Origin of the sequence: Pseudorhodoferax sp. Leaf265 (assembly GCF_001422365.1) — a bacterium.
In the GTDB taxonomy this organism is placed as follows: domain Bacteria; phylum Pseudomonadota; class Gammaproteobacteria; order Burkholderiales; family Burkholderiaceae_C; genus Pseudorhodoferax.
Genome location: NZ_LMMT01000037.1, coordinates 139,776 through 164,025 on the forward strand (window position 1 = coordinate 139,776; position 24,250 = coordinate 164,025).

21 protein-coding genes are annotated in these 24,250 nt (G+C 69.2%); 7 read left to right on the forward strand and 14 right to left on the reverse strand.

Going from position 1 to position 24,250, the window contains the following annotated elements; genetic code table 11:
• Window positions 1–13: 13 nt before the first annotated feature.
• Window positions 14–448, reverse strand: a complete 435-nt coding sequence (locus ASF45_RS26120; RefSeq protein ID WP_056670390.1) for a PaaI family thioesterase — start codon at window positions 446–448, stop codon at window positions 14–16.
• 114 nt (window positions 449–562) lie between these two features.
• Between ASF45_RS26120 and ASF45_RS26125 the strand changes: the two genes are divergently transcribed.
• The gene (locus ASF45_RS26125; RefSeq protein ID WP_056670394.1) at window positions 563–2,200 is read left to right on the forward strand and encodes a sigma-54-dependent Fis family transcriptional regulator; all 1,638 of its coding nucleotides are present in this window, start codon (window positions 563–565) and stop codon (window positions 2,198–2,200) included.
• On the opposite strand, the gene ASF45_RS26130 is transcribed toward ASF45_RS26125, so the two are convergent.
• The 8 genes from ASF45_RS26130 to ASF45_RS26165 form a co-directional block, all read right to left on the reverse strand.
• Window positions 2,146–3,192, reverse strand: a complete 1,047-nt coding sequence (locus ASF45_RS26130; protein WP_056670397.1) for an amino acid ABC transporter permease — start codon at window positions 3,190–3,192, stop codon at window positions 2,146–2,148. The genes ASF45_RS26125 and ASF45_RS26130 overlap by 55 nt on opposite strands.
• Before the next feature lie 14 nt (window positions 3,193–3,206).
• The gene (locus ASF45_RS26135) at window positions 3,207–4,196 is read right to left on the reverse strand and encodes an ABC transporter permease subunit (RefSeq protein ID WP_056670399.1); all 990 of its coding nucleotides are present in this window, start codon (window positions 4,194–4,196) and stop codon (window positions 3,207–3,209) included.
• 268 nt (window positions 4,197–4,464) lie between these two features.
• Window positions 4,465–5,496, reverse strand: coding sequence for an amino acid ABC transporter substrate-binding protein (locus ASF45_RS26140; protein WP_056670402.1), 1,032 nt, complete (start codon window positions 5,494–5,496; stop codon window positions 4,465–4,467).
• A 218-nt stretch (window positions 5,497–5,714) separates the two neighbouring features.
• On the reverse strand, window positions 5,715–7,667 hold the full coding sequence (locus ASF45_RS26145) for a PhoX family phosphatase (RefSeq protein WP_056670926.1): 1,953 nt from the start codon (window positions 7,665–7,667) through the stop codon (window positions 5,715–5,717).
• A gap of 279 nt (window positions 7,668–7,946) precedes the next feature.
• Entirely contained in the window at window positions 7,947–8,522 is a 576-nt protein-coding gene (locus tag ASF45_RS26150) for a PEP-CTERM sorting domain-containing protein (protein ID WP_162244061.1), read from the reverse strand.
• Between the two features lie 132 nt (window positions 8,523–8,654).
• On the reverse strand, window positions 8,655–10,475 hold the full coding sequence (locus tag ASF45_RS26155; RefSeq protein ID WP_235581041.1) for an IlvD/Edd family dehydratase: 1,821 nt from the start codon (window positions 10,473–10,475) through the stop codon (window positions 8,655–8,657).
• Between the two features lie 17 nt (window positions 10,476–10,492).
• The gene (gene denD, locus ASF45_RS26160) at window positions 10,493–11,509 is read right to left on the reverse strand and encodes a D-erythronate dehydrogenase (protein ID WP_056670410.1); all 1,017 of its coding nucleotides are present in this window, start codon (window positions 11,507–11,509) and stop codon (window positions 10,493–10,495) included.
• Window positions 11,506–12,300 carry a FadR/GntR family transcriptional regulator gene (locus ASF45_RS26165; RefSeq protein WP_235581042.1) on the reverse strand — a complete coding sequence of 265 codons (795 nt, stop codon included), beginning with the start codon at window positions 12,298–12,300 and terminating at the stop codon, window positions 11,506–11,508. The genes denD and ASF45_RS26165 overlap by 4 nt, the downstream gene beginning before the upstream one ends.
• Before the next feature lie 170 nt (window positions 12,301–12,470).
• On the opposite strand from ASF45_RS26165, the gene ASF45_RS26170 reads away from it, so the two are divergent.
• The 5 genes from ASF45_RS26170 (at window position 12,471) to ASF45_RS26190 (ending at window position 17,943) form a co-directional block, all read left to right on the forward strand.
• On the forward strand, window positions 12,471–13,544 hold the full coding sequence (locus ASF45_RS26170) for an ABC transporter ATP-binding protein (protein WP_056670416.1): 1,074 nt from the start codon (window positions 12,471–12,473) through the stop codon (window positions 13,542–13,544).
• A gap of 30 nt (window positions 13,545–13,574) precedes the next feature.
• Entirely contained in the window at window positions 13,575–14,909 is a 1,335-nt protein-coding gene (locus ASF45_RS26175; RefSeq protein ID WP_056670419.1) for an ABC transporter substrate-binding protein, read from the forward strand.
• Window positions 14,910–14,976: 67 nt separating this feature from the next.
• Window positions 14,977–15,876 carry a carbohydrate ABC transporter permease gene (locus ASF45_RS26180; RefSeq protein WP_056670422.1) on the forward strand — a complete coding sequence of 300 codons (900 nt, stop codon included), beginning with the start codon at window positions 14,977–14,979 and terminating at the stop codon, window positions 15,874–15,876.
• A complete protein-coding gene (locus ASF45_RS26185) occupies window positions 15,876–16,751 on the forward strand; it encodes a carbohydrate ABC transporter permease (protein WP_056670425.1) in 876 nt (291 codons plus the stop codon). Before ASF45_RS26180 ends, ASF45_RS26185 begins: the two co-directional genes overlap by 1 nt.
• Before the next feature lie 136 nt (window positions 16,752–16,887).
• The gene (locus ASF45_RS26190) at window positions 16,888–17,943 is read left to right on the forward strand and encodes a sensor domain-containing diguanylate cyclase (protein WP_056670428.1); all 1,056 of its coding nucleotides are present in this window, start codon (window positions 16,888–16,890) and stop codon (window positions 17,941–17,943) included.
• Window positions 17,944–18,084: 141 nt separating this feature from the next.
• Here ASF45_RS26190 and ASF45_RS26195 read toward each other — a convergent pair whose 3' ends face one another.
• From ASF45_RS26195 to ASF45_RS26205, 3 genes are all read right to left on the reverse strand, one after another.
• Window positions 18,085–18,639, reverse strand: coding sequence for a lipocalin family protein (locus ASF45_RS26195; protein ID WP_056670431.1), 555 nt, complete (start codon window positions 18,637–18,639; stop codon window positions 18,085–18,087).
• Window positions 18,640–18,799: 160 nt separating this feature from the next.
• On the reverse strand, window positions 18,800–19,495 hold the full coding sequence (locus ASF45_RS26200; protein ID WP_056670435.1) for a hypothetical protein: 696 nt from the start codon (window positions 19,493–19,495) through the stop codon (window positions 18,800–18,802).
• Window positions 19,496–19,504: 9 nt separating this feature from the next.
• Complete coding sequence (locus ASF45_RS26205; protein ID WP_056670438.1) at window positions 19,505–20,524, reverse strand: TRAP transporter substrate-binding protein; 1,020 nt, start codon at window positions 20,522–20,524, stop codon at window positions 19,505–19,507.
• A gap of 108 nt (window positions 20,525–20,632) precedes the next feature.
• Here ASF45_RS26205 and ASF45_RS26210 point away from each other — a divergent pair, with 108 nt between their 5' ends.
• Entirely contained in the window at window positions 20,633–21,469 is an 837-nt protein-coding gene (locus ASF45_RS26210) for an IclR family transcriptional regulator (RefSeq protein ID WP_056670442.1), read from the forward strand.
• A 180-nt stretch (window positions 21,470–21,649) separates the two neighbouring features.
• On the opposite strand, the gene ASF45_RS26215 is transcribed toward ASF45_RS26210, so the two are convergent.
• Together ASF45_RS26215 and ASF45_RS26220 are read right to left on the reverse strand one after the other, a co-directional pair.
• Window positions 21,650–23,011 carry a phospholipase D-like domain-containing protein gene (locus ASF45_RS26215; protein WP_063887801.1) on the reverse strand — a complete coding sequence of 454 codons (1,362 nt, stop codon included), beginning with the start codon at window positions 23,009–23,011 and terminating at the stop codon, window positions 21,650–21,652.
• 24 nt (window positions 23,012–23,035) lie between these two features.
• On the reverse strand, window positions 23,036–24,142 hold the full coding sequence (locus ASF45_RS26220; protein WP_056670448.1) for a 5-methyltetrahydropteroyltriglutamate--homocysteine S-methyltransferase: 1,107 nt from the start codon (window positions 24,140–24,142) through the stop codon (window positions 23,036–23,038).
• Window positions 24,143–24,250: the final 108 nt, after the last annotated feature.

The window sequence follows — 24,250 nt, forward strand, 5'->3', positions numbered from 1 at the left end:
GATTGGGGGCAGGTCAGGCGGGCTGGCGCACGACCAGCTTGAAGACGGCGCGCGCGACCGCCACCACGGTGCCGGCCGTGTCGACGATCTCGCCCTCGCAGAAGGCCAGCGACCTGCCGCGCCGCGTGCAGCGACCGATCACGGTGAGGTCGGTGCGCGCCGGTTCGTAGAAGTGGGTGGTCATGTCCACCGTGATCACGCCCAGGCGCTCGGGGTCGTGGGCGCGCGCGGCCCCGCTCAGCGTGAAGTCGAACGCGCTCATGAGTGTGCCGCCATGGATGTCGCCACGGCTGTTGACGAGGTCGGGCCGCATGGCCAGCAAGGTGTGGCAGCTGTCCTGGTCCAGCAGCAGCGGGCGCAGGCCGATGTGCTGCATGAACGGCACTTCAATGCCGAAGTAGCTGATCGCGTCGGACGACGAGGGCGGAGATGGCGGAGTGCTTGTCATGCATCCAGCATTGCAGCGACCGTGCCAGGGTGTCCAGGCCGCACTGTCGCCCGTGTTGCTCGCGAAAGTGTCGTTGCTGGCTACAGTTCTCTGTCCTTGCTGTGTCTGCCGTGTATGCCTGAAGAACAGATTTCCAGCGCGCCCCTGGGCGTGTTCGTGCGGCGCCAGGGTGCCGTGGTTGCGGCGCTGGGCCTGGCGGCCGGTGCGGCCGTGCAGCAAGCGCTGGCGGTGGCACTCGCCCGCGCGGGCGACCGAACGCTGTTCGAACTGCCTTTGCCCATGGGCCCGGGCATTGCCACCGCGCTGCGCGCGGACGGCCTGGAGATCGTGCTGCTGCGTCCGGCGGACAGCGGCAGCACGCTGCTGGACTTCGTCGCCGCCGTGCCTTTCGCCTTCGACATCTTCGAGCAGATCCTGTCCGACCCCTACCAGGGCATCACCGTGGCCGACCACACCGGCACCATGCGCTACGTGAGCCCCGTGCACGAGAAGTTCCTGGGCCTGCCGCCCGGCGGCGGCGCGGGCAAGCCGGTGGAGCAGGTGATCCGCAACTCGCGCCTGCGCGCCGTGGTCGCGTCGGGCAAGGCCGAGATCGGCCAGCCGCTGTCCTTCGGCGATGCCGTCACGCGCGTGGTGAACCGGCGGCCGGTGCGGCGCGATGGCCAGGTCATCGGCGCCGTGGGCCAGGTCATGTTCCGCGACACCGAGGCCGTGGCCCAGATGGCGGCCGAGATGCAGCAGCTGCGCACGCAGCTGGAGTTCTACCGCCGCGAACTCGATGGCCTGCGCGAGACGCGCGGTGCCATGGCCGAGCTCGTGGGCGACAGCCAGGCCATGCAGCGGCTGCGCCAGGAGGTGCAGGCCGTGGCCCGGCTCGACGTGCCCGTGCTCGTGCAGGGCGAGAGCGGCACCGGCAAGGAACTCGTGGTGCGCGCCATCCATGCGCTGGGCCGGCCCGGGCAGGCGCTGGTCAGCCTGAACCTCGCGGCCGTGCCCGGCAGCCTGGTGGAGTCCGAACTCTTCGGCCATGCGGCCGGCGCCTTCACGGGCAGCGCCAGGCAGGGCCGCGCGGGCAAGTTCGAGATGGCCAACGAGGGCACGCTGTTCCTCGACGAGGTCGGCGACATCCCGCTGGACGTGCAGATCAAGCTGCTGCGTGTGCTGGAAGAACGCGTGGCCGAGCGGCTGGGCAGCCATGCGGCCAAGCGCCTGAGTTTTCGGCTGGTGTCGGCCACGCACCGCGACATCGGTGCGCTGATCGCCAGCGGCGCCTTCCGCCACGACCTGTTCTACCGCATCAGCGGCGTGACGCTGCAGGTGCCACCGCTGCGCCAGCGGTTGGAGGACATCCCGGCGCTGCTGGCGCATTTCGTCGCGGCGTTCTGCCTGCGCAACGGCCGCACCGCGCCGCAGATCGACGCGGGGGTCGCGCGTTATCTGGCGGACCAGCCCTGGCCCGGCAACCTGCGCCAGCTGCGCCACCGCATCGAGGAGGCGCTGGTGTTCTCGCCGCCCGAGCGGCTCACGCTGGAGGCCTTCGGCCGCGGCACGTTGCTGCAGGCCGAGGCTGCGCCGCTGCGCGAGGCGCCCGCGCGGCTCGAGGACCACGAGCGTTCGGCTGCGCTGCAGACGCTGGCCGACTGTGGCGGCAACAAGAAGCGCGCGGCCGAGCGGCTCGGCATCTCACGCTCCTACCTCTACAAGCTGTTGGGCGAATCCGCGGCCAGCCGCCGCTCCAGCCAGGCGCTGTAGCGCGACAGCCCGAAGCACAGGCACCAGTACACGAGTGCGACGAACAGGTAGCCCTCCAGGTAGAACGGCCGCCAGGTCGGATCGCCGCCCAGCGCCAGGCTGAGCGCCCCGGTCAGCTCGAACAGGCCGACGATGGTCACGAGCGAGGTGTCCTTGAGCGTGCCCACGGCGTTGTTGGTCAGCGCCGGCACCACCATGCGCAGCGCCTGCGGCAGCACGATGTGGCGCTGCACCTGCCAGCGCGAGAACCCCATGGCCATGGCCGCGTCGACCTGGCCGCGGGGCACGGCCTGCAGGCCGCCGCGGATGATCTCGGCCAGGTAGGCCGCCACGAACAGCGCCAGCCCGGCCAGCACACGCAGCAGCACGTCGGGCCGCCAGCCGGCCGGCCACAGCAGCGGCAGCAGGTAGGAGGCCATGAACAGCACCGAGATCAGCGGCACGCCGCGCACGAGCTCGATGGTGCCGGCCGAGAGCAGCCGCGCCGGCCACCAGGACGCGCGCCGCGCCAGCGCCAGCGCCAGCGCGAGCGGAAAGGCCAGCGCCAGGCCCACCACGGCCAGCCCGATGGTCAGCGGCAGCCCGCCCCAGCGGTTGGTCGGCACGTGGGCCAGGCCCAGCGCGCCGCCGCCCATCAGCAGCACGGTCAGCGCCAGCACGACCAGCCACAGCGGCGCCAGCCACCAGCGCCAGCTGCGCGGCCAGGCCGACAGCAGCGTGGTGATGGAGAGCAGCGCCGTGGCCAGGGCCGGGCGCCATTGTTCCTCGAACGGGTAGCGACCGAACAGCAGCGGCCGCCACTTCTCGGCCACCACGCCCCAGCAGGCGCCATGCTCAAGTGCGCGGCAGGCCGCGGCATCGGGCCGGAAGATGGCCTGCAGCAGCGCCCAGTTCAGCGCGTGCCAGCCAGCCCAGGCCAGCAGCGCGAGCAGCACGGCCGTGACCAGCGCGCGCGCCGGCGAGCCGAACAGTTCGGCCTTCCAGCCGTTCATGGTGCCTGTCCCGCTCACCGCCAGCCCCGCAGCGCGACGCGCGCGTTGTAGACGTTCATCGCGGCCGAGATCAGCAGCGAGAGCACGAGGTAGACCGCCATCACGATGGCGATGCACTCGAAGGCCCGGCCCGTGGAGTTCAGCGAGGTGTTGGCCACCGACACCAGCTCGGGATAGCCCACGGCCACGGCCAGCGAGGAGTTCTTGACCAGGCTCAGCAGCTGGTTGGTCAGCGCCGGCACGATCACGCGCAGCGCCTGCGGCAGCACCACCAGGCGCAGCTGCTGGCCCGGCTGCATGCCCAGGGCCTGGGCCGCGAGCTTCTGGCCGGCCGCCACCGAGCCGATGCCGGCGCGCACGATCTCGGCCACGAAGGCCGCCGTGTAGAGCGCCAGGCCCAGCACGATGGTGAGGTACTCCGGGCTCAGCGCGGCGCCGCCGATCACGTTGAAGGCCGTGGGCTCGGGCCAGTCCAGCCGGCTGGGCCAAAAGGCGCCGTCCTCGCGCACCGGCCAGGGCAGCGACAGCCCGCCCTTGCTGAGCCACCAGCCTGGCAGCAACTGCACGGGCTCGGTGGAATCGGGCAGCAGGTGCGTGAGCGCGAAGTACAGCATCAGCAGTTGCACCAGCAGCGGCACGTTGCGCAGCGTTTCCACATAGGCCGTGCAGAGCGCTCGCACGAGCAGGTGCGAGGTGAGCCGGCCGACGCCGAGCAGGGTGCCCAGCACCACGGCCAGCAGCGCAGCCGGCACGGCCGCGCGCACGGTGTTGACGAGGCCGGCCATGAAGGCACGCGCATAGCTGTCGCCCGAGTCGAAGGCCAGCCAGCCCTCGGCAATGCCGAAGCCGGCCGGCTGCTGCAGGAAGCCGAACTGGGCGGCCAGCCAGGCCCACAGGCTGCTCACGCCGGGCACGGCACGCAGCAGCCACAGGGCGATGGCCGCCACCGTGAACGCCAGCAGCGCCCACAGCGCTGCGGGCACGTTGACCCGCGCGGCCTGCATCAACCGTTCGTCGTGCGACGCGACAGAAATGGCCGCCAGCAGCGGCCCAGTGGCAGCGCTGCAAGAGGCCGCGGAGCAGGCCATGCCAGCAGACGCTTTGGCCCGGGCTCTGCCCGGCCGCTGGCGTGCCTTGCAGGCCGCAGCAGTGCCAGAGGCACTGCTTCCTCGGGCTGTCCAAGCCTGCGCAGGCAGGCTTGGAGCCGCAGCCCTCGGCCCCTGGAGGGGGATGGAAAGGCTACACGCAGTGAGCCATTCAAACGGGGTAGGTTCATCTCACCGGCATGGCGTACAGCAGGCCGCCCCTGTTCCACAGGTTGTTGAAGCCGCGCGGCAGCTGCAGGGCCGACTTGGGACCGACGTTGCGCTCGAACATCTCGCCGTGGTTGCCCACGGCCTTGATGGCGTGGTAGGACCAGTCCTTGTCCAGGCCGAGCAGCTTGCCCAGATCGTCCCCCGTGCCGACCAGCCGCTGCTGCGCGGGGTCCTTGCTGTTGCTGCGCAGCTGGTCGATGTTGGCCTGCGTGATGCCGAGTTCCTCGGCTTCGATCAGCGCATTGGGCACCCACTTGACGATGGCGAACCATTCGTCGTCGCCGCGCTTGACGGCCGGGGCCAGCGGCTCCTTGGAGATCAGGTCGGGCAGGATGAGGTAGTCGTCGGGGTTCGGCGCTTCCTTGTTGCGCAGGCCCGCCAGCGCCGAGGTGTCGGTCGTGAAGGCCTGGCAGCGGCCCGAGAAGAAGGCCTTGAACGAGGCCTCGAAGCTCTCGAAAACGACGGTCTTGACCGGGATGCCCTGGGCCTTGGACCACTCGGCCACGTTTTTCTCGTTGGTGGTGCCGGCCTGGGTGCAGATGGTTGCGCCCTTGAGCTGCTTGGCGCTCGTGACCTTGATCTTCTTGGGCACGAGGAAGCCCTGGCCATCGTAGTAGTTGATGGTCGTGAAATTGAGGCCCAGGGATGCGTCGCGCGTGAGGTTCCAGGTGGTGTTGCGCGTGAGGATGTCGACCTCGCCGGCCTGCAGCGCGGCGAAGCGCTGCTGCGAGTTCAGCGGCACGAACTCGGCCTTCTTCGCATCGCCCAGCACGGCAGCGGCGATGGCGCGGCAGGTGTCCACATCCAGGCCCGACCAGTTGCCCTGGGTGTCGGGGGCCGAGAAGCCGGCGACGCCATTCGTCACGCCGCACTTGACGGTGCCGCGCGCCTTGACGGCGTCCAGCGTCTTGCCGGCCTGGGCGGTGGTGGAGGCCAGGGCCAGCAGCAGGGCGCCGGCGGCCAGGGCCACGGGGGGGAGCTTGCGCATGAGTCGATTCCTCGTCGAAGGGAAAGGCCGGCGACGTCGCCAGCCGGATGGCGCGGCAGTTTACGTGGCGCGCAGCCTCGACGTCGGAGCAGTTTCGCGAGCGGCCGGCCGGCCAGGGCGGTCGCGGTCGAGACCGGATTGCCATCCCGAGACAAAAAAGCCTGCCCCGGCGGATGCCGGGACAGGCTTTTGGCGTATGCGCCCGAAGGCGTTCGGGTTCAGTCGCCCAGCTTGGGCTGCAGCGGCGTGGCCGTCAGGTAGCCGACGGCGGCGCTGTGCTTGTTGTCGTAGTTGGTGTTGATGAGCGCGTCGATCTGGTTCTTCAGCGTGGCGTTCAGTGCCGGGAAGCGGTTCCACTCGTCACCGGCGTGCTGGAAGTTGCTCATGATGTAGGTCCAGCCGTTGATCTCGTCCACCGCGTGCAGGCCGGTCGACTCGGCGCCGGCCGGGCAGGACAGCAGCCGCTCCAGCGCCTTGGTGTCCACGTTGTAGGCCCACAGGAAGTTGTTCAGGTGGTTGCCGCTGTCCTCGCCGATGAACAGGGTGCGCAGCTTTTCGGAGAACTTGAGGTTGTCCGGGCTGGCGACCTTGGCCGGGTTGGCGGTGTTGCCCAGGCTGTCGGCCGCGATGTCCTCGCCGCGCAGCAGCAGGCGCGATTGCGTCGGCACCCACTCGCTGTTGATCGCGTTGCCGCCCTTGTCCTTCTGGCCCGCGGCCATGTCGTGCGCCAGCACGCCACCGGCCACGATCTTCGGGAAGGCCACGTTGTTGGCTTCCACGTAGCCCGAGCCACCCACGACCATGGAGTCCTGGATGTTGGCCAGGGCCGAGTAGGCGACCTTGTCCTTGGCGTTGGCCGTCGTGCCTTCCATCTTGGTGAAGGCCATGCTGCCGCCCATCAGAGCTGCATAGCGGTGCGTCTCGAGGAACGCGGCGGCCTTCTCCTGGACGGCCTTCAGGCGCACCCAGGCGGTCTTCTTGTTCAGCACGATCTTGGTGTAGCTCGCGTCGCCCGGATCGGTCGTCGTCGAGTCCATGATGTCGGTGGGCTGGATGTTCGTCACGTTCACGAGATCCTCGATCTCCTTGCTCGTGGCGTGGCCCAGCTTGATCCACTGGATCCTGGCGGTCGAGGTGTCGGTCAGCTTGTCCAGGTACTTGGCCACGTACAGCGTGCCGGCGGACAGGTCGCGGGCGGTGTCGGCCACGAACATGAAGAAGCCGCCGTTGGTGGCGTCGTCGCCCATCAGCGCGGTGCGTTCGTCGGGCAGCACATGGATCAGCTCGTGCGAGATGCGGCCCAGGCAGAAGTGCTTCTTGATCGTGGCCGTGCCGTCGGCCTTGACCGTGACCTCGGGCAGGTGGCCGTAGTTGTAGGCCTTCGCGCTGGTCTCGTTGCCGTAGACGTTCTTGCTGTAGGCCTTGAGCGTGGCCAGGCTCTGGCCGGCCAGGCCCTGGTTGAAGGCATCGGGCTCGTACTCTTCGCTGGACAGGTGCGTGCCCCAGGGCGACAGGCTGGCGCCGCAGGTGATCCACAGGCCGTGCACGGACGACGTGTCGACGTTGTGGTACTTGTCCAGGCTCAGGTGGCCGTTGGCGGGGTCCTGCTTGAGCGTCAGCACGGCGATGGGCGAGGGCAGCGTGCCGTAGGCGCTGGCACCGGACAGGTCGGCCGTCGTGTACTCGAACTGGACCACGGCGAACACCGTGTTGGCCGGCGCGCCCGCCACCGTCAGCAGCGAGGTGCCGTCCGGGCAGTCGGAGAAGAACTGGCGTTCCTGGCCCGGAACGCTCTTGTCGATGATGGGCTGGTTGTTGATGTCGTAATAGCCACCGGCGACGACCTTGGCGCCGCTGGTGCCAGTGACCTGCTGACCCGTCAGGAAGAAGGGCTGGTAGGCCAATTGGTAGGTGGTGCTGGTGCCGTTGCCGTAGTTCACCTTGAGGCTGGAGCCCACCGTGGTGGTGGCCAGCGCGGCCGGGTTGCTGGCCGCGGGCGCTGCCATGCCCGTGAACATGGCGGAAGAAAAGCGCAGCTCGTCGTCGTCACCACCGCCGCAGGCGGCCAGCGTGGAGGCGAGCAGGCCGCCGGTACCCAGCGGCAGCATGGGGGCGCCGGCCAGCAGTTGGAGCATGCGGCGGCGTGACGTGACGGGGGTCGTGGAGGGCATGGACATCGATCTGGTGGCCCGCAAGGAGCCTGTTGTAGTGGTCGTGGATGCAGCACGGCGTGTGCGCGGCCAGATCGTAGAAGCGCGGTGTGACAGTTCCGTGGCAGGCGGATGGCGGCCAGATGGCAGTCGGCAGCACAGCGGCGGGGCCGCGGCGCCCATCTCGGCCAGGTCGGCGTGGGATGCGCATGCCCTTGCGCTTGGGGGCATGGAAGCGGCGGGCTGTCGTCGCCGCCGGCCGGGCGGTGTTCGGTGGCGGCGTGCCGACGCACGCGCGCGTCAGCGCGTTGCGTGCTCGCGGCGCCGGCGCGTCTGCCAGGCCAGGCCGGCCAGCCCCAGGCCGAGCAGGACGGCGCTGGCCGGCTCGGGCACGGTGCCCGTCACCGGATGGCCATCGTAGAGCGCGTAGCGGATGTGCAGGTCGTAGTACGCACGGTCTGCGACACCGTTGTCGTAGCCGGTCACGATGGCTTTGACGTAGTTGCCCTGCGTGGTCTGCACGGCGAACACGTCGTCGACCTGCAGCAGGCTGCCGGCGGCGGGCGGGCCTTCGATGGGATCGGCCGTGTACACCAGCGCCATGAGCTGGCTCTCGGTGATGGCGTTGAAGTCGACGCTGCCGAACGCGTACAACCGGGCGCTGCTGCTCGGGTAGCCGGTGTTGAGCGAACGGGCCGTGTTGCTCAGTTGGTTCCAGAACACGTCGGCGTCGTTGAACATCACCTCGACACCCGCGTCGAAGTCGTACTGGAAGGTGCCTCGGATCTCGGCATCGGCCGTGCGCACCAGCGTGGCATGGGCGCTGCCGGCCAGTGCAATGCCGCACAGCATCGCGGCGGTAATTGGTGGCTTCATGGTCATTTCTCCTGCGGCGTTCCCGATGCGGGAACGGATTGGCGCAGAACGGAGATTGCCATGAAGCAGGCGCTGCGCACCGGTGCGCGGCGGACAGGGTGACCGGGGTCACCCCGTGCGCCGGGGCGCTTCTCAGTGGTTGTCGCGCGGCACGCCGAAGGTGGCGTGGATCTTCTGGTACTTCACGGCCGGCTTGAGCACCATGCCGTCCGCCAGCTCGCCGACCACGGCGCGCTGGATCTCCTGCCACGGGGTCTGGCTCGGCGGGAACCGGTAGCCGCCCTGGGCCTCCAGCGCCGCACGCCGCTTGGCCAGTTCCTCGTCGGAGACCAGCATGTCGGCACGCCGCTTCTTGAGGTCGATGCGCACGCGGTCGCCGGTGCGCAGCAGCGCCAGGTTGCCACCCGTCGCGGCCTCGGGGGAGGCGTTCAGGATCGACGGCGAGCCCGAGGTGCCCGACTGCCGGCCGTCCCCGATGCAGGGCAGGGCCGTGACGCCCTTCTTGAGCAAATAGCTCGGCGCACGCATGTTGACGACCTCGGCGGCGCCCGGATAGCCCACCGGGCCCACGCCGCGCATGAACAGCACGCTCTCGCCCGTGATCTTGAGCTTGGGATCGTCGATGCGCGCGTGGTAGTCCTCCGGCCCGTCGAACACCACGGCCGGACCTTCGAAGGCCATCGGGTCGGCCGGGTTCTCCAGGTAACGCTGGCGGAACTCGGGCGTGATCACGCTGGTCTTCATGATGGCCGAGTCGAACAGGTTGCCCTTGAAGTTCAGGAAGCCCGCGTCCTTCTTGAGCGGCTTGGCGAAGGGCAGGATCACGTCGCGGTCGCTGCTGAACTTGCCCGTGCAGTTGTCGATCAGCGTCTTGCCGTTGGCTGTGATCGCGGGCTGGATCTTGTCCTTGGCGATGAGCTCGGCCACCACGGCCGGCAGGCCGCCCGCGCGGTAGTAGTCCTCGGCCAGGTACTTGCCCGCCGGTTGCAGGTTCACGATCAGCGGCACCTTGTAGCCGTGCTTCTCCCAGTCGTCGTTGGACAGCGGCACGCCGATGTGCTTGGCGATCGCGTTCAGATGCACCGGCGCATTGGTCGAGCCGCCGATGGCCGAGTTGATGACGATGGCGTTCTCGAAGGCCGCGCGCGTCATGATGTCCGAGGGCTTCAGGTCCTCGCGCACCATCTCGACGATGCGCTTGCCCGTGAGGTAGGCCATTTCCTGGCGGTCGCGGTAGGGCGCCGGAATCGCGGCGGCGCCCGGCAGCGTCATGCCCAGGGCCTCGGCCAGCGCGTTCATCGTCGAGGCCGTGCCCATGGTGTTGCAGTGGCCCGTGGACGGCGCCGAGGAGGCCACGAGCTTCAAGAACTCCGGATAGCCGATCTCGCCCGCGGCCATGAGTTCGCGCGCCTTCCAGACGATGGTGCCCGAGCCCGTGCGCTCGCCCTGGAACCAGCCGTTCAGCATCGGGCCGCTGTTGAGCGCGATGGCCGGGATGTCCACCGTGGCCGCGGCCATGAGCTGGGCCGGCGTGGTCTTGTCGCAGCCCGTGGTCAGCACGCAGCCGTCGATCGGGTAGCCGTACAGGATCTCGACCAGCGACAGGTACTGCAGGTTGCGGTCCAGCGAGGCGGTGGGGCGCTTGCAGGTCTCCTGGATCGGGTGGATCGGAAACTCGAAGGCGATGCCGCCCGCGTCGCGGATGCCTTCCTTGACGCGCTCGGCCAGCACGATGTGGTGGCGGTTGCAGGGCGCGATGTCCGAGCCGGTCTGGGCGATGCCGATGATCGGCCGGCCCGACTGCAGCTCCTCGAACGACAGGCCGAAGTTCATGGTGCGCTCGATGTAGAGCGCCGTCATGTCGGCGTTGGACGGGTTGTCGAACCATGCCTGCGAGCGCAGCCGCTGCGACGCTTTGCCGGCGGCCTTCCTGGCGGCCTTGTTCTTCTTCATCGTGGATTCCTTCTTGCTCATTGCATTCCCTTGAGGGTCTCTGCCGCGTTGGGGCCGGCCTGGCAGTCGGCGATGTACTCGCGGATGATCTCGGCGAACTGGGTGTAAGGTTTCAGGCCCAGCTTCTCGGCGCGCTTGGCGGTGCCGCCGCTGGGCCAGTTGGCCACGATGCCGGCGATGCGCTCGTCGCGCTCGAAGCGCACCAGCGCGCGTACCTTGGGGCCGGCCACCTCCTCGAGCGCGGCCAGCATGTCGGCCACGCGCACGTTCAGGCCCGGCAGGTTCAGCGCCAGGCGGCCGCCCATCTGCGCGCGCGTGGCCTCGTAGACCGTGATCAGCCCGTTCACGGTCTGCGAGGGCGAGGACATCGGGTGCGAGACCTCGGGGTCCACCGGGCAGACCGATTCAACGCCGGCCAGCGGCTCGCGGATGATGCCGCTGAAGAACGACGAGGCCGCGCCGTTGGGCTTGCCGGGCCGCACCGTCACCGTCATCAGGCGCGCGCTGCGGCCGTCCAGGTAGCCCTTGCGCGTGTAGTCGGCGATCAGGTACTCGCACATCAGCTTGTGCGTGCCGTAGGAAGTCTGCGGCGCGGGCAGCGTGTCGTCGGCCACGGTGCCGGGCCAGGCGAAGGAGGGGTCGGGCCCGAACACGGCGACCGAGCTGGAGAACACGAAACGCGGCACCTTGCCGGTCTTGGCCGTGCGGGCGCGCAGCGCGTCGAGCAGCGCGCGCGTGCTGTCCAGGTTGGAGCGCAGGCCCAGCTCGAAGTCGAGCTCGCACTCGCCCGAGACGGCCGAGGCCAGGTGGAACACGCCGTCGAAGTCCTCGCCCTGGAACGCCTCGGTCTGCGACAGCAGCGTGCCCGTGCGCGCCTGCACGCGCGCATCGGCCAGCAGGTCGGCCGGTGGCGGCGCGATGTCGGTCAGCACCAGGCGTTCGATCTGTTGGCCGTCGAGCTGGCCGCGTGCCAGCAGCGTGCGCGCCAGGCGCGCGCCGACGAAGCCGCCGCCGCCGGTGATCAGGAGTTTCATGGGGGTCGTCCTTGTGAGGGGGGTTGGGAAGTCTTCTTGCGCCGGCCGGCGATCACGCCGCCTTCGACCAGCCGCTGTTCGCCGTGCAGGATGTGGTCCACCGCGCAGCGCCGCGCGGCGGCCGGGTCGCGCGCGGCGATGGCATCGACCACTGCACGGTGCTCCAGCTGCACGGCCTGCATGAAATCGAGGCGGCGCGCCTCGTTGCCGCGCGTGATGCGCATGCCCTCGCGCAGGTACTGTTCCAGGAAGCCCAGCAGCAGCCGGAACTGTGGGTTGCCGGTGGCCTCGCCGATCAGCCGGTGAAAGCCCAGGTCCTCGGCGACGCCGTCGCGGCCTTCCGCCACCGCGAGGTCGATGGCCTTGAGCTGGCGGCGCATGCCGGCGATCTGGCTGCGCGTGGCGCGCTCGGCCGCCAGCGCGGCGATCTCGCCTTCGAGCACGCGGCGCACCTCGACCACATGGACCACGGCCTCCACCGAGCCCAGCACGCGCGGATCGAAGACCAGCGGCTGGTGGGCCGGCGCCGTGGCCACGTACACGCCCGAGCCCTGGCGCGAGACCACCAGCGACAGCGACTTGAGCTGGTGCACGGCCTCGCGCACCACGGTGCGCGAGATGCCATGGGTCTGGGCCAGCTGCTGCTCGGTCGGCAGGCGGGCGCCGGGCTGCAATGCGCCGGTGGTGATCTGGCGGGCCAGGCGCTGGGCCAGCCGGTCGGACAGCCGATCCGCCTCCTGCCGCAAGGGTTCGGCCGCGGGTGGGGCGGGGACGGCGAGACGGTTGGACACGTTCGGACGCTCTGAAAGGCGCTGTACTGTAATCGGGTCATCATACAAATTGCCGGGTTTTCGCCTACCTGATTTCCCTGATGCCAAGCAGTGGCGGCGTGCCGATACTGCGCGGGCTTCGGAGCGTCCGACGGGCGCTCGTTCCCCCAACCAACAACAGAGCGCAGCGCATGGCCAGCGTCACGATCCAGGGTGTGAAGAAGAACTTCGGCGATGTGTCCATCCTGCACGGGGTGGACATCGACATCCAGGACGGATCCTTCACCGTCCTGGTCGGGCCGTCTGGCTGCGGCAAGTCCACGTTGCTGCGCATGATCGCGGGGCTGGAGCAGATCAACGGCGGCGAGATCCGCATCGGCGACAAGCGCGTCAACGACCTGCCGCCCAAGGAACGCGACATCGCCATGGTGTTCCAGAACTACGCGCTGTACCCGCACATGACGGTGCGCGACAACATGGCCTTCTCGCTGGCGCTGGCCAAGACCGACAAGGCCACCATCGACACCAAGGTGCAGCGCGCCGCCGAGATCCTGGCCCTGGTGCCGCTCCTGGACCGCTACCCGCGCCAGCTGTCGGGCGGGCAGCGCCAGCGCGTGGCCATGGGCCGGGCCATCGTGCGCGACCCGCAGGTGTTCCTGTTCGACGAGCCGCTGTCCAACCTGGATGCCAAGCTGCGCGTGGCCATGCGCAGCGAGATCAAGGAGCTGCACCAGCGGCTCAAGACGACCTCGGTCTACGTCACGCACGACCAGATCGAGGCCATGACCATGGGCGACAAGATCGTCGTCATGCGCGACGGCCGCATCGAGCAGACCGGCAGCCCGCTGGAGCTGTACGACCGTCCTGCCAACCAGTTCGTGGCCGGCTTCATCGGCTCGCCCGCGATGAACTTCCTGCCCGGCACGCTGCGCCATGCCGGTGGTGGCGTGGCCGAGGTCGAGTTGCGCGACGGCACGCGGCTGCCGGCGCCGCTGGGCAGCGGTGGCCAGAACGGGCAGAGCGTGGTCTACGGCACCCGGCCCGAGCACCTGACGCTGGGCAGCACCGGCATCCCGTCCAAGGTGGCGGTGCTGGAGCCCACGGGCATGGACACCTTCGTCGCCTGCCGGCACGAGGGCACCGAGCTGTCGGCGGTGTTCCGCGAGCGCCACGACTTCGCCCCCGGCACGCTGATCCATCTGCAGCCCGATCTCGCGCGGGCCCATCTGTTTGACGCGGGCACCGGCCAACGGCTGGTGGCATGAGCTTTTTCCGACCAACGCAAGGAGACAGGCATGAGTGAGTTCCAAGGACGCAGGCGCAGCATTCTCAAGGGCTCGGCCGGCGCGGCCGCCGTGGCATCCATCGGTGCCGGTGGCGTGCTGTTCTCGCCGTTCGCGCGGTCGCAGACGCTCAAATTCACGCCCGAGAAGGGGGCCAAGCTGCGCGTGCTGCGCTGGAGCCGCTTCGTGCAGGGCGACATCGACGCCTACATGGCCAATGTCAAGAAGTTTACCGAGGCCACCGGCGTCGAGGTGCGCGTGGACAACGAGGGCTGGGAGGACGTGCGGCCCAAGGCCGCCGTGGCGGCCAACACCGGTGCCGGCCCCGACATCATCCTGTCGACCAACGACGACGCCAACCTGTACCCGGACAAGCTGCTCGACGTGACCGACCTGGCCGAGTATCTGGGCAAGAAGTACGGCGGCTGGTACCCGGCCGTGCAGCAGTACCTGCGGCCCGACGGCAAGCGCTGGCTGGGCCTGGGCCTGGGCGCCTCGGGTTCGATGATCGTCTACCGCGAGAGCATGGTGAAGGCGGCAGGCTTCGACAGCTTCCCCAAGGACACGGCGGGCTTCCTGAAGCTGCACCAGGCCCTCAAGGAAAAGGGCACGCCGGGCGGCTACGCGCTGGGCAATGCCACCGGCGACAGCCTGTGGACCAACTGGCTGATCTGGTCGCACGGCGGCAAGCTCGTCGACAAGACCAACAAGGTGGTGATCGACAGCCCGGAAACGCTGAAGGCGCTGGAGTACGCCAAGGAGCTGTACGCCACCTTCATCCCCGGCACGCTGTCGTGGCTGGACCCGAACAACAACAAGGCCTTCCTGGACGGGCAGATCAGCGTCACCAACAACGGCATCTCGATCTACTACGCGGCCAAGAACTCGCCGGACCCCAAGATCAAGGAGATGGCAGCCGACATCAACCATGCCTCGTTCCCGATCGGGCCGGCCGGCGTGCCGACGGAATCGCACCTGTTCTTCAACCAGATGGTCATGAAGTACACCAAGTTCCCGAATGCGGCCAAGGAGTTCCTGCGCTTCATGATGGAACGCGAGCAGTTCGACGCCTGGCTGATCGGCGCGGGCGGCTACATCGGCCAGCCGCTGGCGGCGTACGAGTCCTGCCCGATCTGGACCTCGGACCCCAAGCACACGCCGTACCGCGACTGCGTGAAGAACATGCGGCCGAGCGGCTACGAGGGCAAGCTGGGCTATGCGTCCGCCGGTGCCGGGGCCGACTTCATCGTCGCCAACATGGTGGCCGAGGCCGCCAGCGGCTCGAAGACGCCCAAGGAAGCCGCCGAACGCGCCCAGAAGCGCGCCGAGCGTTACTACAAAGTCTAGGCAACTCCCCGCGTTCCGGCCGGGCATGTGTCCGGCCGGGGTTCCATGGCTCCTGTCTAGGGTCTGCATGCTTGCCCGACTGCAAAACAGCCGCAACGGTCTCGGCTTCCTGTTCATGCTGCCAGCGGCGGTGCTGCTGCTGCTGTTCCTGACCTATCCGCTGGGCCTCGGCACCTGGCTCGGCTTCACCGACACCAAGGTGGGCCGGGCTGGCGTCTGGGTGGGCCTGGAAAACTACATCTACCTCTGGAACGACTCGGTCACGCGGCTGGCCCTGTTCAACACCCTGTTCTACACGGTGGTGGCCAGCATCCTGAAGTTCGGCCTGGGCCTGTGGCTGGCGCTGCTGCTGAACAAGCACATCCGCTTCAAGACCTTCTTCCGCGCCGTCATCCTGTTGCCCTACATCGTGCCGACTGTGCTGTCGGCCATCGCGTTCTGGTGGATCTACGACTCGCAGTTCTCCATCATCAGCTGGGCGCTCGTGAAGATGGGGCTGATCGACCACTACATCGACTTCCTGGGCAACGAGTGGAACGCGCGCATCGCGGTGATCATCGCCAACGTCTGGCGCGGCGTGCCCTTCGTGGCCATCACGCTGCTGGCCGGGCTGCAGACGATCTCGCCCTCGTACTACGAGGCCTCGGCCATCGATGGCGCCTCGCGCTGGCAGCAGTTCGTGCATGTCACGCTGCCGCTCTTGACGCCCATCATCGCCGTGGTCATGACCTTCTCGGTGCTGTTCACCTTCACCGACTTCCAGCTCATCTACGTGATCACGCGCGGCGGCCCGCTGAACGCCACGCACCTGATGGCCACGCTGTCGTTCCAGCGCGCGATCTCGGGTGGCGCACTGGGCGAGGGCGCGGCGATCGCGATCGCGATGGTGCCGTTCCTGCTGGCCTGCGTGCTGTTCAGCTTCTTTGGTTTGCAACGCCGCGCCTGGCAACAAGGGGGGAAGGACTGATGGCCAACAGTGCAGATGTCGACACCGTCGGCATGTCCTACCTGGACTCGATCCCGCGCAAGGCGGTGACGGTCTACCTGCCGCTGGTCGTCTTCCTGATCGTGCTGCTGTTCCCGTTCTACTGGATGGTGATCACCTCGATCAAGCCCGATGCCGAACTGCTCTCGCGCGACGGCAACCCGTTCTGGGTGGTCAAGCCCACGCTGGCGCACTTCCACAAGCTGCTGTTCGAGACCACCTACCCGCAGTGGTTGTGGAACACGGTGCTGGTCTCGGTGGTGTCGACCTTCGTGTCGCTGGTGGCCTCGGTGCTGGCGGCCTACGCCATCGAGCGGCTGCGGTTCAAGGGCTCCAAGCATGTCGGCCTGTCGATCTTCCTGGCCTACATGGTGCCGCCGTCCATCCTGTTCATCCCGCTGGCCAACGTGGTGTTCAACCTGGGCCTGTTCGACACGCGGCTGGCACTGATCCTGACCTACCCGACCTTCCTGATCCCGTTCTGCACCTGGCTGCTGATGGGCTACTTCCGGTCCATTCCCATGGAGCTGGAGGAGTGCGCGCTGATCGACGGCGCCACGCGCTGGCAGATCCTGATCAAGGTGGTTCTGCCGCTGGCCGTGCCGGGGCTGATCTCGGCCGGCATCTTCGCGTTCACGCTGTCGTGGAACGAGTTCATCTACGCGCTGACCTTCGTGTCCTCGTCCGAGGTGAAGACGGTGCCCGTGGGCGTTGTGACGGAACTCGTGCAGGGCGATGTCTACCAGTGGGGACCGCTGATGGCCGGCGCGCTGCTGGGCTCGCTGCCGGTGGCCTTCATCTACTCGTTCTTCGTCGAGTACTACGTGTCGGGCATGACGGGGTCGGTCAAGGAGTGAAGACGGGGCGGCACGCCGCCGCGCCGACCGCCCATCGCTTCCCGGGGACCGCAGGGCGGCTGGCGCTCGCCCTCTGCGTGGCGCCGCCATAGACTTTCGCGCCCCTTTCCCACGGAGAGCCCACGCACTGTCCCGCATGGCCGACGACTTCCACCGCTTGCCCCGGCTCGTGTACCCACTGCGCGTGATCGGCATGGGGTTGGGCGCCGTGGTGGCCATGGTCGTGCTGTACGAGCGCAATGCCGCGCCGGCGGTCTGGGCCCTGGTGGTCTGCGGCGGTTTCGTCTGGCCGCACCTGGCCTGGTGGCTGACACGGCGCAGTCGCAATCCGCAGCGTGCCGAGGTGCGCAACCTGCTCGTCGATTCGGCCATCGCGGGCGCCTTCGTGCCGCTCATGCAGTTCAACCTGCTGCCCAGCGTGCTGCTGGTCACGCTGACCATGGTGGACAAGATCAGCACCGGCATCCGCCTGCTGTGGCTGCAATCGCTGCCCGGCATGCTGGCGGCGGGCCTGCTCGCCGCCTGGTGGATGGACGCGCCCATGGTGCCCGAGAGCAGCATGCGCGTGGTGCTGGCCTGCCTGCCCATGCTGGTGATCCACACGCTGTCGGTCAGCGTGTCGAGCTACCGCCTGATCCGCCGCGTCTCGCGCCAGAACCGCCTGCTCGACGAACTGGGCCGCATCGATCCGCTGACGGGCCTGTACGGCCGGGCCTACTGGGAGCAGCAGGTGCGCGAGGCGCAGCGCCGCCATGCCGAGACCGGCGAGCCGGCCTGCCTCCTGATGCTGGACATCGACGGCTTCAAGCAGATCAACGACGGCCTGGGCCACACCGTGGGCGACGACGTGATCTGCACGCTGAGCCGCATCGTGCGCGACTGCGTGCGTTCCAGCGACTGCGCCGGCCGCTATGGCGGGGACGAGTTCGCCATCCTCCTGCGCGGGGCAGACATGGAGCAGGCGCAGGAGATCGCCCAGCGCATCCGCGCCGAGGCCGAGAACCACCGCTTCCGCGACCACCCGGAACTGCGCTTCACGAGCAGCATCGGCATCGCTGCCTTGCAGAAGCACTATGCGAGCACGCGCGACTGGGTGGCCGCAGCCGATGCCGCGCTCTACCAGGCCAAGCGGGCCGGGCGCAACCGGGTCGAGCTGCGCCCGCCGAGCCGGCGCGCGCCCTTGTCGGCGTGAGCCAGGGGCCGCGCGGCAGTGACTGGCCGTGGCGCGGCGTGCAGCAGTGCTGCCGATCAACGATTGCCATGACGGCACCACCCGGCAGGTGCAGCGCAGGCCGTGCACCGGGGCGCTGCAGGGGGGACCGCCTGCGCTCGGTCAGCGGCCGGCGGCGCCCTGCGGCACGCGTTGGAGTCGCGCGGTGTCGTAGCCCATGGCCCCGACCTGCTGCACCATCGCGTCGTATTCGGCCTGCGGCAACGTCGGCGTGCGCGCCATGATCCACACATGGTCGCGCTTCTCGCGCGCCACGATCACCCGGCTGTAGTCGGGCGCAAGCCAGGCGATGCGGTAGTCGGCCCGGATCGGCCAGATGAACTGCACGCCCCAGACGGCGTTGTTGCCCGGCTCGACGAACCCGCGCGACCCCAGGGCCTGCTCGGATTCGCCCGCGCCGCGCCGGTAGCGGAAGTCGATGTCCACGCTGCCGTCCGGACGCAGCGTGTAGTTCTCTGTCGCGTCGACGGCCCCGCGTTCGGGCAAGGTCGGGATGCTGCCGATCACATACCAGCGGCCCATGTAGCGCGGCAGGTCCACGGCGCCGGCTTGGGGCAGGGGTGGTGCCGGTGTGCGCCGTGCCATGTTGCTGCAGGCGGCCAGTGCCACGCCGGCTGCAGCGGCGCCCAGCAACAGCGCGAGGGGGCGACGTTTCATCGGATTGCCTTCGAGTGGAAAGCACCCATGTTCGGGATGCGGCTGTACGCCGGGGTTCGGCGCCCACGCCGTCCGCAGGTCAGCCAGCGCGCTGCGGCGGTGATGCGGCCGCGCATGGCGGCGGCAGCGACCGCGGGCTGTCCGGCCATGCGCCGCCGGTTCAGGCCACGGTGTCCGCCACGTCGGTGGGTACCGCGCAGTAGGCCAGCGTGTACAGGCCGTGCGCGGTGCCGGGCGCCGCGCCCAGTTCGGCCAGGCGCGTGCCGGACAGCGCGGTGTCGGTCAGGGCGGCGAGCGCCGCCGCGTCGTAGCCGCAGGCCAGCAGCACCCAGTCCGCGTACTGGTCGCCTGCGCCGCGCAGCTTCTGTTCGGTGGTCTGCGCGATGGCGGGTGTCTCGTGGCGCAGCAGGTGCAGACCGGCCAGGCCCGGCTGGGCGGCCAGCTCGGCGGCCAGCGCCCGCAGCGTACTGCGCAGCGCCTGGTCGCGGCCGGGGGCGGGGGACAGGCGCACGGTCAGCGCGTGCCCGGCCATGCTGCCGCCGCGGCTCTCCAGCACGCGGCACTGGCTGCGCACCATGTTCCGGTGCTGCGGCATCAGGCGGGTGGACCAGGGCGTGGGCGCGTTGAGCCGTGCCAGATAGGAAGGCGACGACAGCACGCCGTGGTCTTCCAGTTCGTACAGAACGAACACGCCTTCGCCACCACCGGCCGCGCGCCAGCGCGAGGCACGGCGAAAGCCCGGGATGCCGAGCCGCTCGGGGAAATGCTCGTGCGCATGCCAGTGCTCGAAGTCCGCACGCGCTGCGGGCGCCATGTCCCACCACATGGCCAGCGCGGCCTTGCCAAGAAGCGCCAAGGTGGGCTCCTACTGGCCGCCGCGCAGGCGCGCGAGCTCGGCGTGGACCTGCTGCACGAGCGGCTCGCCGACCTCGCGTGCGAACTTGTCCGTGACCGCCTGCACCTTCTCGCGCAAGCGCTTGATCTCGGCCGCGCTGACCTCGTTGACCTGCATGCTCTTCCTGAGCGCGTCGATCGATTCGCCCTCCTTGCGCTGCACGGCCTGGCGCTCGAACTGCTTGGCCTCGTCGGCGGCCTCGCGGATCACCTTGCGCTCGGCCTCGTTGAGCGCGTCCCAGGTCTTCTTGCCCATCATGAAGGGCATGCCGGTGTAGACATGGCGTGTCAGCGAGAGGTACTTCTGCACCTCGGCGAACTTGGCCGACTCGATCACGCCCAGCGGGTTGTCCTGACCGTCGATGGCGCGCGACTCCAGCGCGCCGTAGACCTCGCCGAAGGTCATGGGCACCGGGTTGGCACCCAGCGCGTTGAACAGGTCCAGGAAGATCGGCGAGCCGATCACGCGGATCTTCAGGCCCGCGATGTCCTCGGCCCGCGCGATCGGCCGCTTGCTGTTGGTCATGTGGCGGAAACCCAGGTCCCAGATGCCCAGACCGACGATGCCGTGCGGGGCCAGGTCGGCCTGCAGCTGCGTGCCAGCCGCGCCGTCGGCGATCGCATAGGCCTCCTGCGGCGTGTTGAACAGAAAGGGCAGGTCGAACAGCATGAAGCGCTTGTCCAGCGAGGCCACGATGCCGGTGGCCATGGAGGTGAAGTCCAGCGTGCCGCCGCGCACTGCCGACAGGTTCTGCATGTCGCTGCCCAGCACCGCGCCCGGAAACAGGTTCACGCGCAGCTTGCCGCCGCTGCGCTGGGCCACGCTGTCGGCGAACCTCTGCGCGCCCAGGCCCAGCGGGTGGTCCTTGGCCAGGCTGAAGGCGAAGCGCAGCTGGCGTTCGCGGATGTCCTGCGCGTGCAGGGCCGGGGCGGCCAGCAGCGCGGCGGTGCCGGCTGCGAAGGCTCGGCGGGACAGGGATGGGTGTGGCATGGGAGTCCTCGTTCGAAAAAGCGGGCGGATCATTGCAGAATGCTGAACGTCTTCCAAATTTTGGAAGGCGTTCAAAATTTGAACATCGCAAGTCCTTGAAAGCACAGCATGAGTGGCGCCCTCGAAAAGTCCTTGGCCATCCTGGAGTACCTGATCGCCCACCCCGACGGGGTGGCGCTGGCGCAGATCGCGACCGAGCTGGGCCAGCTGCGCAGCGGCTGCCACCGCACCTTGCAGGAGTTGATCCGCTACGGCTATGTGCGCCAGTTGCCGCAGCGCGGCGACTACGCGCTGACGACCAAGATGGCCTCCATGGGCCTGAGCTTCCTGTCCAAGTCGGGCGTGGTCGACATCGCCCAGCCCGTGGTCCAGCGGCTGGCGCAGGCGACGGAGGAGCTGGTGCGCCTGGCCATCGTCGACGGCGAGCGGCTCACGCTGGTGGCCAAGGCCCAGGGCGCGCGCTCGGGCCTGCTCTACGACCCCGACATGGGCATCGACCTGCGGCTGTCGTGCAGCGCGGCCGGCCAGGCCTGGCTCATGACGCTGCCCGAGGACGCGGCCATCGCCTACGTCACCCGCCAGGGCATGGGCCAGCCGAAGCATTTCGGGCCCAACGCGCCGACCTCGTTCAAGGCGCTGCTCAAGCTGCTGGACGAGCACCGGAGGCGGCGTTTCAGTGTGATCGAGGAGGCCTATGCGCCCGGCATGAGTTCCATGGCCGCGCCGGTCCAGCGCCAGGGCGAGCCGGCCACGGGCGTGCTCGTGATCGCGGGGCCGTCGGCGCGGCTCACGGCTTCGCGCATGCAGCAGTTCGGGCCGGCCTTGCTGGCCGCTGCCGCCGAACTGGCCACGACCGGGCAGGCCTCGGCGCTGCTCAAGTCGGCCAACGTGGGCACCTGGGGCAATGTGCCCGAGAAGGCGGCCGGGCGCAGGCGCGCCGGTTGAGCCTCAGCGTCGGCTCGGGCTCTTGCCGGCCTTGCGGCCATCGAGGAACTGGCGCACGAGCTTGTAGACCACGATGACGATGAAGACGGCGAACAGCAGCCAGTTGATGGGTTCCATGGGCAGGGCGGGGCGAGCGGGGGCGCAGCTTAACGCGGCGGCCGGACGTTGCTGGAGATGGGCCTACAGCTGGAAGGCCACTGCGAGCAGCAGGCCTTCGGCGATGTCGCGGGCCAGCCCCGGCGTCTTGGCCTGGTAGGGCTGGCCCAGTGCGCGCTGGTCCTCGATCCACCGCGCGAGCCAGCCGATCTCGGCCGCGCCGTAGAACACCACGCCGGCCTCGTGGTTGAGCAGCAGGCTGCGCAGGTCCAGGTTGATCGAGCCCGCGAGGGCCAGTTGTTCGTCCACCACCACGGCCTTGGCATGCGACATGGACGGCAGCAGGTGGAAGGCCACGCCGGCCTCGGCCAGGTCGCGCATGGCGCGGCTGCGCGCGAAGTCCGCGAGGCGGTGGTTGGACTCGCCCGGCAGCACGATGTCCACGGCCACGCCGCGGCGGGCGGCGCGGCGCAAGGCATCGCGCAGCGCGTCGTCGGGGATGAAGTAGGGCGTGGCGGCCAGGATGCGGTGCTCGGCCCGGTAGCAGGCATCGATCAGCAGCGCATGGGCCGTGTCTTCGGCCTGGTCGGGCCCGCTGGGCAGGAACTGCGCGGGCGCGCCCGGCGCCATGGGCGGGGTCGGCGCCACGGTGCGCGGCTTGGTCTGGCGCACGGCGCTCCAGTCGCGCTCGAACTGCCAGGCCGCGGCGCTGGCCACCGGGCCTTCGATGTCGAAGGACAGGTCGGTCCAGGCCACGATGCCGGCATCGCCCTCGAAGTACTCGGCCGCCAGGTTGCGCCCGCCACTCCACAGCCGATGGTCGTCGGCAATCGCCAGCTTGCGGTGGTTGCGCAGGTTGCGCGGGCCGTTGTTGCGCAGGCTCAGCAGCGGGCGGAACACGGCCACCTCGCCGCCGGCGGCGCGCAGCCGGTCGAAGTGCCGGCGCGGCAGCTGCAGTGCGCCGAAGCCGTCCAGCAGCACGCGCACCCGCACGCCGGCGCGCGCCTGCTCCACCAGCCGGTCGACCACGGCATCGCCGAAGGCGTCGCGGCCGATGATGAAGGTGCTGATGTCCAGCCGGTGCCGGGCGCCGGCGATGAGTTCCCACAGCGCCTCACGCGCCTCTGTGCCATCGGCATGGAAGCGCGCGCGGTTGTCGCTGGGCGGGGCCAGGTCGAAACCGTCCAGCAGGTCGGCCGCCCAGTGCATGAAGCGCGTGGGGCGGCTGCCGCGCAGCCGCGGGCGGCCCAACGGGCGCAGCTTGCGCCGGCCGAACAGCAGGAACAGCGGCAGCACGAAGTAGGGCAGCAGCGCCAGGCCCATGACCCAGGCGATGGCCGTGGTCGGCGCACGCGGCTGGCGCCGCGCCCGGTTGGTCAGGATGTAGACGAGGACCGCCAGCGCGCCGAACAGCAGGTGCTGCGAGACGCTGGGCAGCCAGGCCATCAGGGCATGCGCCACCGGTGAGGTTCAGCCCCAGACGTCCTGGGCGGTCTCGACGACCAGGCGCAGCTTGTCGCGCTGGGCCTGCACGGCGATGTTGTTGCCGTGCACCGTGCTCGAGAAGCCGCACTGGGGCGACAGCGCCAGCTGCTCCAGCGGCGCGTAGCGCGCGGCCTCGTCGATGCGGCGTTTCAGCGCGTCCTTGCTCTCCATCTCGCCGAACTTGGTCGTCACGAGCCCCAGCACCACGGTCTTGCCCTTGGGCAGGTAGCGCAGCGGGCGGAAGTCGCCCGAGCGGTCGTCGTCGTACTCGAGGAAGTACGCGTCCAGGTCCATCTCCTTCAGCAGGGCCTCGGCCACGGGCTCGTAGTTGCCGGCGGCCGCGTGCGTGCTTTTGAAGTTGCCCCGGCACAGGTGCATGGCCAGCAGCATGCCGGCGGGTTTCTGCGCGACCACCTTGTTGATGAAGGCCGCGTAGCGGTGCGGCAGCTCGTTGGGGTCGTCGCCGCGCTGGCGGGCGGCCTCGCGCATCTTCTCGTCGCACAGGTAGGCGAGGTTGGTGTCGTCCATCTGCACGTAGGTGCAGCCGGCCGCGGCCAGCGAACGCAGCTCATCGCCGTAGGCACGGGCCACGTCGTCGTAGAAGTCGGGCTCGAGCTCGGGGTAGGCGGTCTTGCTGATGCCGGTACGCCCGCCGCGGAAGTGCAGCATGGTGGGCGAGGGGATGGTGACCTTGGGCGTGAGGCCTGCCGCCACCTGCGTCTTGAGGTATTGGAAGTCGGCCAGCTGGATGTCCTTGGCGTGGCGCACCTTGTCGATCACGCGCATCACGGGCGGGGCCAGTTCCTCGCTGCCGTCGGGCTTCTTGACCGTGACCGGGATGTCGGTCTTCACGCCGCCGAGCTGCTCGAGGAAATCGATGTGGAAGTAGGTGCGGCGGAACTCGCCGTCGGTGATGCTCTTGAGCCCCACATCCTGCTGGAACTGCACGATCTCGGTGATGGCCTGGTCTTCGACCTTGCGCAGCTGCTCGGGCGTGATCTGGCCCTTGGCCTTCTGTTCACGGGCTTCGAGCAGGTAGGCGGGGCGCAGGAAGCTGCCGACATGGTCGTAGCGGGCGGGCAATGGATGCATTGTTTCCTCCGTTGTAGGCGTGCATGGCGCAAGCGCCCCGTGGCGGATGGCGGGCCTGCGGGAGGCGCTTGCGGGGAGGCGCAGTGTAGTGCGCCCCCTGCCATGGCC

Bases quoted from the DNA above. Each gene is read 5' to 3' on its own strand.
- ASF45_RS26120 (WP_056670390.1), bottom strand. From the start codon at position 448: ATGACAAGCACTCCGCCATCTCCGCCCTCGTCGTCCGACGCGATCAGC.
- ASF45_RS26125 (WP_056670394.1), top strand. From the start codon at position 563: ATGCCTGAAGAACAGATTTCCAGCGCGCCCCTGGGCGTGTTCGTGCGG.
- ASF45_RS26130 (WP_056670397.1), bottom strand. From the start codon at position 3,192: ATGAACGGCTGGAAGGCCGAACTGTTCGGCTCGCCGGCGCGCGCGCTG.
- ASF45_RS26135 (WP_056670399.1), bottom strand. From the start codon at position 4,196: ATGCAGGCCGCGCGGGTCAACGTGCCCGCAGCGCTGTGGGCGCTGCTG.
- ASF45_RS26140 (WP_056670402.1), bottom strand. From the start codon at position 5,496: ATGCGCAAGCTCCCCCCCGTGGCCCTGGCCGCCGGCGCCCTGCTGCTG.
- ASF45_RS26145 (WP_056670926.1), bottom strand. From the start codon at position 7,667: ATGCCCTCCACGACCCCCGTCACGTCACGCCGCCGCATGCTCCAACTG.
- ASF45_RS26150 (WP_162244061.1), bottom strand. From the start codon at position 8,522: ATGAAGCCACCAATTACCGCCGCGATGCTGTGCGGCATTGCACTGGCC.
- ASF45_RS26155 (WP_235581041.1), bottom strand. From the start codon at position 10,475: ATGAAGAAGAACAAGGCCGCCAGGAAGGCCGCCGGCAAAGCGTCGCAG.
- denD (WP_056670410.1), bottom strand. From the start codon at position 11,509: ATGAAACTCCTGATCACCGGCGGCGGCGGCTTCGTCGGCGCGCGCCTG.
- ASF45_RS26170 (WP_056670416.1), top strand. From the start codon at position 12,471: ATGGCCAGCGTCACGATCCAGGGTGTGAAGAAGAACTTCGGCGATGTG.
- ASF45_RS26175 (WP_056670419.1), top strand. From the start codon at position 13,575: ATGAGTGAGTTCCAAGGACGCAGGCGCAGCATTCTCAAGGGCTCGGCC.
- ASF45_RS26180 (WP_056670422.1), top strand. From the start codon at position 14,977: ATGCTTGCCCGACTGCAAAACAGCCGCAACGGTCTCGGCTTCCTGTTC.
- ASF45_RS26185 (WP_056670425.1), top strand. From the start codon at position 15,876: ATGGCCAACAGTGCAGATGTCGACACCGTCGGCATGTCCTACCTGGAC.
- ASF45_RS26190 (WP_056670428.1), top strand. From the start codon at position 16,888: ATGGCCGACGACTTCCACCGCTTGCCCCGGCTCGTGTACCCACTGCGC.
- ASF45_RS26195 (WP_056670431.1), bottom strand. From the start codon at position 18,639: ATGAAACGTCGCCCCCTCGCGCTGTTGCTGGGCGCCGCTGCAGCCGGC.
- ASF45_RS26205 (WP_056670438.1), bottom strand. From the start codon at position 20,524: ATGCCACACCCATCCCTGTCCCGCCGAGCCTTCGCAGCCGGCACCGCC.
- ASF45_RS26210 (WP_056670442.1), top strand. From the start codon at position 20,633: ATGAGTGGCGCCCTCGAAAAGTCCTTGGCCATCCTGGAGTACCTGATC.
- ASF45_RS26215 (WP_063887801.1), bottom strand. From the start codon at position 23,011: ATGGCCTGGCTGCCCAGCGTCTCGCAGCACCTGCTGTTCGGCGCGCTG.
- ASF45_RS26220 (WP_056670448.1), bottom strand. From the start codon at position 24,142: ATGCATCCATTGCCCGCCCGCTACGACCATGTCGGCAGCTTCCTGCGC.